This is a genomic window from Paenibacillus aurantiacus (assembly GCF_042431225.1).
Lineage (GTDB): Bacteria > Bacillota > Bacilli > Paenibacillales > Paenibacillaceae > Paenibacillus_Z > Paenibacillus_Z aurantiacus.
Map to the genome: position 1 here is coordinate 122819 of NZ_JBHMDO010000008.1, position 13334 is coordinate 136152.

Annotated in this window: 12 protein-coding genes; 11 read left to right on the forward strand and 1 reads right to left on the reverse strand. The window is 62.4% G+C overall.

What is annotated here, in order from left to right; genetic code table 11:
- Positions 1 to 9 precede the first annotated feature (9 nt).
- The 6 genes from ACFFSY_RS03810 to ACFFSY_RS03835 are packed head-to-tail and all read left to right on the forward strand — an operon-like array spanning position 10 to position 5830.
- Positions 10 to 1140: a glycosyltransferase family 1 protein gene (locus ACFFSY_RS03810; protein WP_377490126.1), complete on the forward strand. Its 1131-nt coding sequence runs from the start codon at positions 10 to 12 to the stop codon at positions 1138 to 1140.
- On the forward strand, positions 1137 to 2120 hold the full coding sequence (locus tag ACFFSY_RS03815) for a glycosyltransferase family A protein (RefSeq protein ID WP_377490129.1): 984 nt from the start codon (positions 1137 to 1139) through the stop codon (positions 2118 to 2120). Before ACFFSY_RS03810 ends, ACFFSY_RS03815 begins: the two co-directional genes overlap by 4 nt.
- 20 nt (positions 2121 to 2140) lie before the next feature.
- Entirely contained in the window at positions 2141 to 3208 is a 1068-nt protein-coding gene (locus ACFFSY_RS03820; protein WP_377490132.1) for an EpsG family protein, read from the forward strand.
- Positions 3209 to 3244: 36 nt separating this feature from the next.
- Positions 3245 to 4003 (forward strand): glycosyltransferase family 32 protein, encoded by a 759-nt coding sequence (locus ACFFSY_RS03825; RefSeq protein WP_377490135.1) that lies wholly within the window; start codon positions 3245 to 3247, stop codon positions 4001 to 4003.
- On the forward strand, positions 4000 to 5220 hold the full coding sequence (locus tag ACFFSY_RS03830; RefSeq protein ID WP_377490138.1) for a glycosyltransferase: 1221 nt from the start codon (positions 4000 to 4002) through the stop codon (positions 5218 to 5220). The genes ACFFSY_RS03825 and ACFFSY_RS03830 overlap by 4 nt, the downstream gene beginning before the upstream one ends.
- Entirely contained in the window at positions 5204 to 5830 is a 627-nt protein-coding gene (locus tag ACFFSY_RS03835) for a sugar transferase (RefSeq protein ID WP_377490141.1), read from the forward strand. The genes ACFFSY_RS03830 and ACFFSY_RS03835 overlap by 17 nt, the downstream gene beginning before the upstream one ends.
- 870 nt (positions 5831 to 6700) lie before the next feature.
- Here the strand turns inward: ACFFSY_RS03835 and ACFFSY_RS03840 are convergent.
- Positions 6701 to 7351, reverse strand: a complete 651-nt coding sequence (locus tag ACFFSY_RS03840) for an acetyltransferase (RefSeq protein WP_377490144.1) — start codon at positions 7349 to 7351, stop codon at positions 6701 to 6703.
- 86 nt (positions 7352 to 7437) lie between these two features.
- On the opposite strand from ACFFSY_RS03840, the gene ACFFSY_RS03845 reads away from it, so the two are divergent.
- From ACFFSY_RS03845 to ACFFSY_RS03865, 5 genes are read left to right on the forward strand one after another with little or no spacing between them, the layout of a single operon-like run.
- Complete coding sequence (locus ACFFSY_RS03845; RefSeq protein WP_377490147.1) at positions 7438 to 8625, forward strand: nucleotidyltransferase domain-containing protein; 1188 nt, start codon at positions 7438 to 7440, stop codon at positions 8623 to 8625.
- 13 nt (positions 8626 to 8638) lie between these two features.
- Entirely contained in the window at positions 8639 to 9667 is a 1029-nt protein-coding gene (locus tag ACFFSY_RS03850; protein WP_377490150.1) for a glycosyltransferase family 2 protein, read from the forward strand.
- Positions 9668 to 9717: 50 nt separating this feature from the next.
- Positions 9718 to 10878: a polysaccharide pyruvyl transferase family protein gene (locus ACFFSY_RS03855; RefSeq protein ID WP_377490153.1), complete on the forward strand. Its 1161-nt coding sequence runs from the start codon at positions 9718 to 9720 to the stop codon at positions 10876 to 10878.
- A gap of 12 nt (positions 10879 to 10890) precedes the next feature.
- Complete coding sequence (locus ACFFSY_RS03860) at positions 10891 to 12084, forward strand: glycosyltransferase (protein ID WP_377490156.1); 1194 nt, start codon at positions 10891 to 10893, stop codon at positions 12082 to 12084.
- A gap of 13 nt (positions 12085 to 12097) precedes the next feature.
- On the forward strand, positions 12098 to 13282 hold the full coding sequence (locus ACFFSY_RS03865; protein ID WP_377490159.1) for a glycosyltransferase: 1185 nt from the start codon (positions 12098 to 12100) through the stop codon (positions 13280 to 13282).
- The last annotated feature ends 52 nt before the right edge of the window (positions 13283 to 13334 follow it).

Consider the following 13334-nt stretch of genomic DNA (forward strand, 5'->3'; position numbering starts at 1 on the left):
GCGCGACACGTGAAACCACAACGCGTGCTGCAGGTCGCCACCATCATGAACCGGGGCGGGCTGGAGACGATGCTGATCAATTATATGCGCCGAATCGACCGCGAGCGCGTCCAATTCGACTTTCTGGTCCACCGCGAAGAGCGCGGTCATTACGACGACGAGATCGAATCGCTCGGCGGCCGCATCTTTCGGATGCCGGCAATTCAGCCCGGTCATTACGGGGCCTACTTTCGCAAGCTGGAATCCTTCTTCCGGGAACATCCGGAATATCGGGTCGTGCATGCGCACATCAACGAGAATAGCGGCTTCGTGCTTCGCGCCGCCAAGCTCGCCGGCGTGCCGTGCCGGATCGCGCACAGCCACTTGAGCGACTTGGGGCTGGATTTCAAGCTGCCGTTCCGCTTATACGCCCGCCAGGCGCTCAAGGGGCAGCCGAATTATTATTTCGCGTGCTCGGAGAACGCCGGGCGCTGGTTGTTCGGCCGCGGCAAGCCGGTGCATGTCATGAATAACGCGGTCAATGTCGAGGAGTTCCGGTTCGACCCGGATGCGCGGGGTACTGTACGCGCCGAGCTCGAGGGGGATGGACGGCTCGTCGTCGGCCATATCGGGCGCTTCAACAAACAGAAGAATCACGAGGGGCTGCTGGATATCTTCGCGGCGCTGCGCGAGCGGCGTCCGGACGCCTTGCTCGTCATGGCCGGCGACGGCCCGCTGCGGCCGGCCATGGAGCGCAAAGCCGAGCGGCTGGGCCTGGCCGGACATGTGCGTTTCCTCGGGGTGCGCAGCGATATACCCCGGCTGCTTCAGGCGTTCGACCTGTTCTTGTTCCCCTCCCTCTTCGAGGGGCTGCCGGTGGTGCTGGTCGAGGCGCAGGCGGCGGGGCTGCCGTGTTTCGTCTCCGACACGATTACGCGGGAGGCGGATGCGACCGGGCGGGTAACCTTCATAGGGCTGAAGACGAGCCCGGCCGCTTGGGCATCCCGGATTCTCTCGGCGGCGCTGACCCGCCAGGATGCGTCCGCGCAGCTGGCCGCAAGAGGCTACGACGCGGGCCGGATGGCGGCATGGCTGGCGGATTTCTACACGGGCCAGGCCATGGCGGCGCAGGAGTCTGATGCAGGAGGACGCCGGGCATGAAGGGATCATCTCCGTCAATGACAGGGCAGACGCCCGGAGGCACAACGCAGGGCACGCAGGCGTATTCGGAGACGGGAAGCGCGCCGCTCCTGACGGTGTTCACGCCAACGTATAACCGGGCCTACATTCTCCATCAATGCTACGAGAGCTTGCTTCGCCAGACGAGCCGGGACTTCGTCTGGCTCATTATCGACGATGGTTCGACCGACGACACGCGGGAGCTTGTCGGGCGTTGGATCGCAGAAGGTCGGCTGCCGATCCGTTATCACGTTCAGGATAACCAGGGGATGCACGGCGCCCACAACGCCGCTTACGCGCTGATCGACACCGAGCTCAACGTCTGCATCGATTCGGATGATTACATGCCGGACGACGCCGTGGAGAAGATCGTCTCGTTCTGGCGGCGGTACGGGAGCAGTCAGTACGCCGGCATCGTCGGCTTGGACGCCGCGCCAGACGGCGCGGTGATCGGCACGCGGATGCCCGATGGGCTGACGGCTTCGACGCTCTCGGGCTTGTACGAGCTGCACAAGGTCAAGGGCGACAAGAAGCTCGTCTACCGGTCGGAGCTGACGCGCGCCTGCCCGCCGTATCCGGTGTTCCCCGGGGAGAAGTATTGCCCGCTGTCGTACAAATACATCCTGATCGACCAGCAGGCGCCGCTGCTCGTCCTGAATGAGCCGCTCTGCATCGTGGAATATCTGCCGGACGGCTCCAGCATGAACATCATCACGCAGTACAAGCGCAATCCGCGCGGCTTCATCTTCTTCCGCAAGGTCGCGATGACGCATTCGCGCACGTTCCGCAACCGGCTGCGCGAGGCGGTCCACTACGTCGCCAGCAGCCTCATGATCCGCGACGGCCGATTCCTGCTGGAGTCGCCGCGCAAGCTGACGACGCTGCTCGCCACGCCGGCGGGCGCGCTGCTCTACCTCTACATCCGGCGCACGAAGCGGGCGACGACGCTTAAGACGAATTAGCGAAACGAAGGTGATAGGCGATGACAATCCTCTGGTATACGCTGGCGCTCGTATTTATGTTGGCTCTGCTTGCCAGATACTATGCGGTGCCCGCGGCCGCAAGCCCGATCGCGATCCGGCCGAGCCACGGCTTGGCGGTGCTGGCGATGCTCGCGCTCGCGCTGGTGTCCGGGCTGCGCAGCAACATTGGCGACACGGTCTACTACATGCACAGCTATGCCACGGGCGATCATCGCTTCGCGAGCATCGGCTTCGAAGGCGACTTTGGCTTCAATTACCTGCAGGCGTTGCTCAAAACGATCTCGCCCGATCCGCAGCTTCTCGTCTTCACGACGGCGGTGATCACCAACGCGCTGGTCGTGCGGGTGTTGTACACCTACTCGCGCCAGTTCGAGCTGAGCGTCTTCTGCTATCTCGCCACCGGCATGTACACCGTGTCGATGAACGGGATCCGCCAGTTCCTGGCCGCTTCGATCGTATTCCTGGCGACCAAGTATTTGCTTGCGGGCGATTGGAAGAAATACATGCTGGTCGTGCTGCTGGCGGCGACGATGCACAACACGGCGCTGATTCTCATCCCGATCTATTTCATCGTCCGCCGGGAAGCGTGGACGCGGATGACGTTCGCATTGCTGGCGATGGGCGTGGTGCTCGCATTCGGTTTTCAAACTGTATCCGGCTTTTTGTTCTCGGCAATCGAGGACACGCATTACGGGGCTTATAAAGATTTCGCCGAGGGCGGGGCCAGCATCTTCCGCGTCATCGTCAACTGCGTCCCGCTGGCGCTCGTCTACTTGGGGCGGGAGCGGATGCGCGAGCTGTGGCCCAAGAGCGATTACATCGTGAATCTGGCGATGCTCGGCGCGGTCTTTATGATCATCTCGACCCAGAATTGGATTTTCGCCAGATTCAATATTTACTTCGGGCTGTACAACCTGATTCTCATCTCGTGGCTGGTGAAGCTGTTCGCCGAGCGGGACCGCAAGCTGGTCTACTGCGGGCTGCTGCTCTGCTACGCCGCCTATTTCTACTACGAGCAGGTTGTCGCGCTCCAGCTGGATTATAAGAGCAACTATATCAACTGGTAAGCAAGAATGGCCGGTTGCTGCGCACGGGAGGCACGCATGATGGAAGAACGACGGATTCCGAAGACCGTCCACTACGTCTGGTTCGGACGCGGGGAGAAATCGGCCAAGATCGTCGCCTGCATGAAGAGCTGGAAGAAGCATCTGGGCGATTACGAGTTCGTGGAATGGAACGAGGATAACTTCGACTTGGACTCGAACCGCTACGTGAAGCAGGCGTACGAAGCGCGCAAGTACGCGTTCGTCAGCGATTACGTACGGCTGTACGCTTTGTACCATCACGGGGGCGTCTACATGGACACCGACGTCGAGGTATTGAAGCCGCTCGACCGGTTCCTGACACACGAAGCGTTCTCCGGCTTTGAGGACGAGCGTCACGTTCCGACGGGGCTGATGGCCGCGGAGAAGGGGCACGCGTGGATCAAGGAGCTGCTCGATGATTACGAGGACCGGGATTTCACGCGGGCCGACGGGACGCCGGATTTGACGACCAACACGCATACGATCACGGCGAATTGCGAGCAATACGGGCTGGTGCCGAACGGTCAGTACCAAGTCTTGCGCAACGGCGTCGTCATGTATCCGCGCACGTACTTCTGCCCGTACGACTACATCAACGGCGCTAATTATATAACCGACGATAGCTATGCGATTCATCACTTCGCCAAATCGTGGCTGCCGGCGCGCGTCCGCTACCGGAGCGAGCTCAAACGGATGGTCAGCAAGGTGGCAGGCCCGGCATTCGTCGCGAAGCTGCGCGAGCTGGCGGGCGGCCGGAAGAAGGGGAGCATGCGGTGAAAAAGCGGCTGTTGTTCGTGACGCAATATTTGCATACCGGGGGCGCGGAGAAAAGCCTGCTCACGCTGCTCGGCGAGCTCGACTACGGCCGGTACGACGTCGATCTGCTGCTGTTCGACCACAGCGGGGCGTTGTTCCCGCTCGTGCCGAAGCAGGTGAACGTGCTGCCGCCGCTCTTCGAGACGTTCACCGACCCGCTGTCTTCGGCGGTGCCGAAGCTGCTGAAGCGCGGACGGTACCGGCTGCTCGCGGGGAGGGCGCTTGCGTCGGCGGCGGCCAAATTCGCCAAGGGCAAGGGCGTCGGCGTCCGGTGGTCCATCTACCGGCATGCGCTGCCGGCCCGGCGAGAGGCGTACGATGCCGCGATCAGCTACCTGGACTTCCACTGCAATTACTATGTGGCGGAGAAGGTGCGCGCGCGGACGAAGATCTTGTATAACCATATGGATTACGGCTACAGCGAGCAGCAGGGCTGGCCCTGCCCGCCGCTTGAGCGCGCCAGCTTCGCGGCGTGCGATTATATCGTGACCGTCGCCGATTCGGCCAAGGCATCGCTCGCCCGGTATTTCCCCGATTACGCGCCGAAGATGCGGGTCATCCATAACCGGGTGTCGGCGGAGACGGTGCGGGCGATGGCGGGCGAGGTGCTCGCGGCATTCCAGAAGCCGGAGAGGAAGAGCGGCATAACGGTGGCGACCGTTGCGCGTCTGGGCGAGGAGAAGGGCGTGCGGCTGGCGCTCGAGGCGTGCGCGCTGCTTGTCCGCGCGGGCGCGGACGTTCGCTGGTACTTGGTCGGCGACGGTCTGCTGCGCGGCGAGCTTGAAGCCCACGCACGGGAGCTGGGGCTTACGGAGCGCTTCATCCTGCTCGGCGAGCTGGCGAATCCCTACCCCGTGATGGACGGCTGCGATATCTATGTCCAGCCCTCGCTCACCGAAGCCCACTGCATTGCGGTCGAGGAGGCGTTGGCGCTGGCGAAGCCGGTCGTCGTCACCGACATTCCGTCCTTCCGGAATCAGATCGAGAATGGGGTCAGCGGCGTCATCGCGCCGGCGAGCGCGGAAGGGCTTGCGGATGCGATCGGGCGGCTGGCGGCTGATCGGGCGCGGCGCGAGAGTCTGCAGCGGCAACTCCGGCAGGCCGGGGGGCGCCACCCGGACGAGCTGAAGCGATTCTATTCGCTGATCGAAGGGGGCGACTATGAAAAGGTTACTTGATCTGACCGTCGCCTTGGCGCTGCTGCTGCTGCTCTGGCCTGCCATTGCCGCGGTCGCGCTGCTCGTGCGGCTGAGGCTGGGCTCGCCCGTGCTGTTCCGGCAGCAGCGTCCCGGACTGCGGGGGCGCCCGTTCCACGTCTACAAGTTCCGCTCGATGACCGACAAGCGGGACGCGACCGGCGCGCTGCTGCCGGACGAGGTGAGACTGACGGCATTCGGGCGCGCCTTGCGCAAGTTCAGTCTGGACGAGCTGCCGCAGCTGGTCAATGTGGTGAAAGGGGAATTAAGCCTAGTTGGGCCCCGGCCGCTGCTCATGCAGTACTTGGCGCTCTATTCGCCGGAGCAGGCGAGAAGGCACGAGGTGAGACCCGGCATCACGGGCTGGGCGCAGGTGAACGGGCGCAACGCGATCTCGTGGGAGGAGAAGCTGCGGCTTGACGTGTGGTACGTCGACAACCGCAGCTTCGCGCTGGATCTGAAAATACTGCTGCTCACGGTGAAGAAGGTCATGCGAACGGACGGCATCAACAGTGCCGACCACGCGACGATGCCGCTCTTCCAAGGTGAGGCCCCGCGCGAGGAGCGAACGAGCGAAGCGAGCGGCGGCTAGACTCAAAACCCCCTGAATCTTTGTCCGCAAGGACAAAAGCGTGCCAGCTCGAAAGCAACCCGCCGACCGCGAACAATGGTGGCTGCACGAAGAAGGGAGTCCAGAGGTAAAAGTTTTCCGGAGGAAAACTGCTTCGGAAGCATACGCTTAGTCCTATGGTTCCCCTCAGCGGAGGGGGAAGGGGGAGGGAGTATATTCAAGCTTTGTCCGAAAGGACAAAAGCGTGCCCCGCTCAAGCCGACCCGCCGACCGCGAACAAACGTGCCAGCATGAAGAAGGGAGTCCAGAGGGCGAAGTCCTATGGTTCCACTCAGCGGAGGGGGAAGGGGGAGGGAGCATACTGAAGCTTTGTCCGACAGGACAAAAGCGTGCCCTGCTCAACTCAACCCGCCGACCGCGAACAATGGTGGCTGCACGAAGAGGGAGTACAGAGGGCGAAGTCCTATGGTTCCCCTCGGCGGAGGGGGAAGGGGGAGGGAGCATACTGAAGCTTTGTCCGAAAGGACAAAAGCGTGCACCACTCAAGTCAACCCGTCGACCGCGAATAATTGTGGCTGCACGAAGAGGGGTGTCCAGAGGGTGAAGCCCTTTGGTTCCCCTCGGCGGAGGGGGAAGGGGGAGGGAGCCATACTGAAGCTTTGTCCGCGAGGACAAAAGCGTGCCAGCTCGAAGCAACCCGCCGACCGCGAACAAACAAGCCAGCACGAAATGGGGAGTCCAGAGGGCGAAGTCCTATGGTTCCCCTCGGCGGAGGGGGAAGGGGGAGGGAGCAACAAGGGGGAGGGAGCAACAAAAGAGGGGTCAAAGGGGCGGAGCCCCTTTATAAGCTAGAGGTTACGTGGGGTCCAAGGGGCGGAGCCCCTTCATAACCTAGAGGTAACGCTCGCCAGCTTCACGCCGCCGGACGACGCGCGCAGGCGTACCGTACGCGACTGCAAAGCTCTCGATCGGGCTGACGACCGTAGCCCCGGCGCCGATAACGGCATGCTCGCCGATCGCGATGCCGTGGATGATCGTCGCGCCGATGGAGATGGCGGCATGGCTGCCGATGCGCACGCCGCCCCCGGTCGCCGCGCGCGGGGCGACCGACACGTAATCGCCGAGAACGCTGTCGTGATCGATGGATGCGTTCGTGTTGATGATGGCGTGCTTGCCGACGGACGTATCGCCGTTCACGACCGCGCCGGCCATGACGACCGTCCCTTCGCCGAGCGAGGCGCTTCGGGCGATGACGGCCTTCGGGTGAACGGCCGCGACGAACGGCAGCCCCGGGGCAAGCGCCTCGGCGCGTCGGACGATCCGCTCGCGGGTCGCGTTGTCGCCAACCGCGGCGATGCAGCCGTCGGCCTGGACGCTGCCCAGCAGCTCCAGCGGGCCGAGCACTTCGTAACCGCACACGACGGTTCCGGCCGGCCTGTGGTCGTCGAGCAGGCCGAGTACCTCGTATTCGCCGGCGAGCTCGACGATGTCGATGACGACCTTGGCGTGGCCGCCCGAGCCGAGAAGGACGATTTTGTTCATGGAGCGCCTCCTTGTTCGTTAGGGATAGGTGCCCTGATTTTAACATGGATAAGCTTGACAATATAGAAGCAAAGAGGTCGATACGGATGCATACGTCTCTGGTGGACGATGGAGTATTCTCAGCGGAGCTTAGGCTGCTGCTCGCGCTCGTTCGTCCGGAATCGCCGAAGGCGCAGGCGGCGGATGCTTCCGGCCTTGAAGGCCAGATCGATTGGCAGTTGTTCGGGCGGCTCGTGCGCCATCACCGCCTGTTCCCTTATTTGCAGCACCGAATCAAGAATGGATCGGCGTCCGGCATTCCGGAGGACGTGCTTCGGGAGCTGCGGCTGGATTACCGGCAGAACGTCATTCAGATGCTTCATCTAAGCGGCGAGATGGCGCTGGTCGGACGCGCGCTCGAAGAGGCGGGCATTCGCTGCATCTTCCTGAAGGGACCGGTCGTCGCGCATGAATTGTACGGCGACATCGCGCTGCGGACCTCGAACGACTTGGACGCGATCGTGCCGATCGGGGAGCTGGACGCTGTGCAGCGGCTGCTGCAGCGGATGGGTTATATCAAAGACGACTACATCTTGTCCGTGTTGAACGACTGGAAGTGGCGCCATCATCATATAACCTTCATTCACCCGCTCAAGCGCGTCAAGCTGGAGATCCATTGGCGGCTGAACCCCGGCCCGTCCAAGGAACCCGCATTCGACGAACTCTGGGCGCGCAGCCGACTGCGGACCTGGACGAGTTATCCGGTGCGCATGCTGGGGGCCGAGGATCTCTTCCTCTTCCTGGCGAGCCACGGCGCGCGACACGGCTGGTCCCGGCTGCGCTGGCTGCTGGATATCGACCGGATGGCTCGCGGAGAGCTGGCCGCCGATACGCTGGTGCCGCTGCTGAAGCGGAACCATCTGCGCGATGTCGGCGGCCAGGCGCTTGCGCTGGCGAAGGGATTGCTCGGAACGGCGATTCCGCCGGCGCTTGCGCCGCTTGCCGAGCGTCCCAAGGCGGCCAAGCTGGCCAGGGGAGCGATGTTCTATATCGGGCGGATGGTCAATTTGCACAACAAGCCGCTGCCGCCGGACGTCGACCGGTATCACAAACGGCATTTGTTCGAAGCGATGTCGGCGTATCACAAAATGCTTTTCCTGCTCAGCTTCCTATTCCCGTATCCGCAAGATACCCAGACGCTTCCCTTGCCTAGGTCGCTGCACGTGCTTTATTTCCCGCTTCGGCCGCTGCTGTGGATATGGAGGAAGGCAAGGCGTCAGGAGTATCCGGCATGAGAGGGGTTCACGTATGAAAGTTAGCGTCATTATTCCGGTGTACAACGCGGAGCGTTATCTCCGGCGCTGCATCGAATCGCTGCTCGCCCAGACGCTTGCGGCGTGCGAATTTCTGTTCGTGAACGACGGGTCGGAAGATGGCAGCGCCGCGGTCATCGCCGACTACATGCGGCGGGATGCGCGGGTCCGGCTGATCAGCCAGGCCAACCAGGGTGTCAGCATGGCTCGCAACGCGGGGCTGGAGGCGGCGTGCGGCGAATATATCGGCTTCATGGACGCCGACGACGTGGTGGAGCCCGACATGTTCGAGCGGCTATATGAAGCCGCCGCGGAGAGCGGATGCGATGTCGTCATCTCCAACTACGAGACCGAGATGGAGGGGCGGCGGGTCGTCACAACCTACCCGTTCCCGCAAGGGGCTCCCCAAGGCAGGAACGTCATCGAACGATGGGTCCTGCCTTATTTCATGGAGCATGACAATATGAACGCGGTGTGGAACAAGCTGTACCGCGCCGAAGCGGTCCGCGCGTACGGCGTCCGCTTCCCGAAGCGGGTGGCGCTCGGGGAAGACGGCTTGTTCAACCTGCGGTTCTTCGCCCGCGCGCAGCGGATGCGGTATATCGACTATGCCGGCTACCATTACCTCGAGGCGGCGGGAAGCGCGACGCGCGACATGACGAAGCACGATTATTTCGCGCAAGCGGTCTCGGCGTACACGAGCGAGTGGCCGGATGGCGCGGCAGGCGTCGTCGATCCGGGGCGGATGCGCACCCTTCGCGCGATCAAGCTGGTCAACAGCGCGCTCTCGCTCGCCTACCAGTATGCCGCGACGCCCGCGTCCGGGGCCGGCTTCTACCGGCGCTACCGGTTGATCCGGCGGATCGTCCGGAACACGGAGCTTCGCGGGGCGCTGTCGGCCTACGACGACGAGGCGTATCGCAAGCTGGGCCGCTATCAGCGGTTCGTGCTGGACATGATGCGCAGAAGATTCACGCCGGCGGTCTACGCCGCCGTGACGTATAGCCGCATAAGAAACCGCTAACCGACGCCAATACAGTCGTCAAAAGCAGATAACGGGAGGACCAGGTTACGATGAAAATATTGATGTTCGCGCATACCGGAAGCTTGAACCGGGGCTGCGAGGCGATCGTCCGTTCCTCGACGGACATCATTAAAGAGAAAGTGAAGGACGCCAAGGTGTTTCTGGCCTCCGAGCAGCCGGAGACCGACCGTCTCCTGACCCGGGTCGACGGCATCTTCGATGCGTCCCGCAGCGAGATCGCGCCGTATTCCCTCGATTGGTTGATCGCGTCCTTTCAATACAAGGTGTTCAAGAAAGACACGTATGCGCTGGGCAAGATCGAAGACAAGATCATTCGCCGGATCAAAGACGTCGACGTGTGCCTCTCTATTGGCGGCGACAACTACTGTTACGGCGAACAGCCCGGCTGGTACGAGGTCAACCGCCGCGTGAAGGCGCAGGGCAAGAAGCTCGTGCTGTGGGGCTGCTCGATCGGCGAGGAGGACATGTCCGAGCGCAAGCTGGCCGACCTGCGTCAATTCGACCTCATCCTCACCCGCGAGACGCTGACGTACACGATGCTGCTGAGCAAGGGGCTGACAAACGTGAAGCTGTGCGCGGACGCGGCGTTCACGATGGAGAAGGAGGAGCTCCCGCTGCCGGCCGGCTGGCAAGAAGGCAACACGATCGGCTTCAACTACAGCCCGCTCGTCTGGAAGAAGAATGAGCGCTCGCGGGATGCTGCCCGCGCCTTGCTGCGCCACATCCTGGAGACGACGGATGCAACGGTGGCGCTGACGCCGCACGTCATCGCCGACGGGAACAACGATTACGAGGTGCTGCGGGAATTTTACGAGGAGTTCAAGGCGACGGGGCGCGTGCTGCTGCTGCCGGGCGATCTGAATGCGATTCAATATAAAGGGTACATCGCGCGGATGCGGTTCTTCATCGGCGCGCGCACGCATGCGACGATCGCCGCCTACTCGAACTTCGTGCCGACGATGGTGCTCGGCTACAGCGTCAAATCGAAAGGCATCGCCAAAGACATTTTCGGCGAGGAGAAGCTGGTGCTGAATTTGAGCGACATCTCCGATGCGGCGAAGCTGAAAGCCAAGTTCGACGAGATGGTCCGCGAGGAACAGGCGCTCATCCGTACGATGCGACGGTCCGTCCCGGGCATTAAGAGCATGTCTTACCGGGCGGTGGATTACTTGAGAGAGCTTGTCCGATAAGGCGGGGTAGCGATGAAGAAGAAGCTGTTGTTCGTTATGCCGAGCCTGTCGGCGGGCGGCGGGGAGAAGAGTCTCATTAACCTGCTGTCCCAGCTGGACTATGACCAATACGAGGTTGATTTGTTCCTGCTTCATCAGGACGGCCTCTTCATGGCGTACATCCCGAAGGAAGTGCGGCTGCTGCCGCTCCCTGCGGATTATCGGGAGTTCGCCAAGCCGCTGGCGGCGTCTTTGCTGGGACTGCTGCGGCGGGGCAAGCCGGGCTTGGCGTGGAGCCGGCTGCGGTTCGCGGCTAACGCCCGCAAGAAGCGGAGCATCCCGGAGAATGAGCAGCAGGGGTGGAAGTATACGGCCCGCGCGCTGCCGCCGCTAACCGCCCGATACGATGCGGCGATCGGGTTCCTCGAGAACACGGCGACCTACTTCTGCGTCGATAAAGTCGAGGCGGTCCGCAAAATCGGTTGGATGCATATCGATTACGATCAACTGGGCATGGACCCGGCGTTCGACCTGCCGTATTTCAAGCGGCTCGATTACTTGGTCACGGTCTCGGAGGAATGCGCGAGCGTCCTGCGGGCGCGCTTCCCGAGCGAACGGGAGAAAGTGAAGGTCATGTACAACATCGTCTCGCCTTCGATCATCCGCAAGATGGCTGCGATGGGGGAAGCGGACGTGTATGGGCGAGCGCAAGGGGAGACCATCATTCTCTCCGTCGGCCGGCTTCACTATCAGAAGGGATTCGAGACGGCCGTAGAGGCTTGCCGCTTGCTCGTCAGCGAAGGCTATAACTTGCGCTGGTGCGTCATCGGCGAAGGCGAAGAGCGCCAGGCGCTGACCGAGCAGATCCGCGCCGCCAATCTGGAGGGACGCTTCGAACTGCTCGGTCTGCGTCCGAATCCGTACCCGTATATCCAGCAGGCGGATCTATACGTGCAGCCGTCCAAGTTCGAAGGCAAGTCCATCGCCATCGACGAGGCGAAAATTCTGGCCAAGCCGATCGTGGTGACCGACTTCAGCACGGCGAAGGACCAGATCGAGCATGATCGCAGCGGCCTCATCGTGGGCATGGACGCCCGTGCCGTCGCGGACGGCATCCGCCGTCTGCTGCAGGAGCCGAGGCTGCGGGCGCGGCTGACCGAGCATCTGGGCCAGGCCGAGCTTGGCACGGAAGAAGAGATCGCCAAATTGAACCGACTACTCGCTTAGGTGGAATCATGGGATGAAAAAGAAGCTCTTGTTCGTCATGAACAATTTAACGTGCGGCGGCGCCGAGAAGGCGCTCGTCTCCTTGCTAGGCACGATCGATTATAGCCGATTCGACGTGGATCTGTTGTTGTTCAAGCACGAAGGCCTCTTCATGAAGCAAATCCCGCAGCAGGTGCGGCTGCTCGCCGAGCCCCGGGATTACCGGTATTTCGACATGCCGGTCAAGACGGCGGTCGCAGATTGCCTCCGGAGGGGCCGCCTTGGTCTGGCGGTCGCGCGCGTCCGCGCCGGCTTCATCTTCCGCGGCGAGCCGAACCGGGTCCGCTGCGAGCAGCGGGTATGGAAGTATGTCGCCCAGTCGCTGCCGCCGCTTGCCCAGTCGTACGACGCGGTCATCGGTTACTTGGAAAAAAATCCGATTTATTACGGCGTGGAGAAAGTGAACGCCGTGCGAAAAATCGGTTTCATACATAACGACTACGACCGACTCGGGATGGATCCCGGGCTCGATTATGCGTATTTTGAGCAGCTCGACGATATCGTGACCGTATCCGAGGGCTGCGTGGAGGTGCTCAAGAAGCGCTTCCCCATGCTGGAGGACCGCATCGCGCTCATGCCGAACATCGTCTCCCCGGCCCTGATCCGCGAGCTTGCGCAGGAGCAGGCGCCGGACTTGGCGCGCGGCGCCTTGACGCTCGTCTCCGTCGGCAGGCTGAGCGCGCAGAAGGGCTATGAGCTGGCCATCGAAGCGTGCGCGCTGCTCGTGGCCGCCGGCTATGACGTGAAGTGGACCGTCATCGGCGAAGGCGAGGAGCGGGAGCGGCTGTCCGCGCTCATTCGGGCGCGCGGACTTACGGAGCGCTTCCTCTTGGCCGGCTTGAGGGAGAATCCATACGCCTATATGCGACAAAGCGATATTTTCGTCCAGACGTCGCGCTTCGAAGGCAAGTCGGTCGCGATCGACGAGGCGAAGATCCTCGGCAAGCCGATCGTCGTCACCGATTTCCCGACGGCGAAGGACCAGATCGAAGATGGCGTCAACGGATTGATCGCCGCGATGGACGCGCGCTCCGTGACGGAGGCGATCCGGCGTCTCGCCGAGGAGCCGGCGCTTCGCGAATCGTTCGCGCGCCGTCTGGCGGAGGAGGAGCTCGGCACAGAGCAGGAGATCGAAACCTTATACCGGTTCATTAGTTAGGGCAGGACGCAAGGGCGCGCCGCCCTCGCGCATGAGCCCGAATCAGAAGGAC

Coding starts and splice junctions, on each gene's coding strand:
- ACFFSY_RS03815 (WP_377490129.1), top strand. CDS start 1,137: ATGAAGGGATCATCTCCGTCAATGACAGGGCAGACGCCCGGAGGCACA.
- ACFFSY_RS03820 (WP_377490132.1), top strand. CDS start 2,141: ATGACAATCCTCTGGTATACGCTGGCGCTCGTATTTATGTTGGCTCTG.
- ACFFSY_RS03825 (WP_377490135.1), top strand. CDS start 3,245: ATGATGGAAGAACGACGGATTCCGAAGACCGTCCACTACGTCTGGTTC.
- ACFFSY_RS03835 (WP_377490141.1), top strand. CDS start 5,204: ATGAAAAGGTTACTTGATCTGACCGTCGCCTTGGCGCTGCTGCTGCTG.
- ACFFSY_RS03840 (WP_377490144.1), bottom strand. CDS start 7,351: ATGAACAAAATCGTCCTTCTCGGCTCGGGCGGCCACGCCAAGGTCGTC.
- ACFFSY_RS03845 (WP_377490147.1), top strand. CDS start 7,438: ATGCATACGTCTCTGGTGGACGATGGAGTATTCTCAGCGGAGCTTAGG.
- ACFFSY_RS03850 (WP_377490150.1), top strand. CDS start 8,639: ATGAAAGTTAGCGTCATTATTCCGGTGTACAACGCGGAGCGTTATCTC.
- ACFFSY_RS03855 (WP_377490153.1), top strand. CDS start 9,718: ATGAAAATATTGATGTTCGCGCATACCGGAAGCTTGAACCGGGGCTGC.
- ACFFSY_RS03860 (WP_377490156.1), top strand. CDS start 10,891: ATGAAGAAGAAGCTGTTGTTCGTTATGCCGAGCCTGTCGGCGGGCGGC.
- ACFFSY_RS03865 (WP_377490159.1), top strand. CDS start 12,098: ATGAAAAAGAAGCTCTTGTTCGTCATGAACAATTTAACGTGCGGCGGC.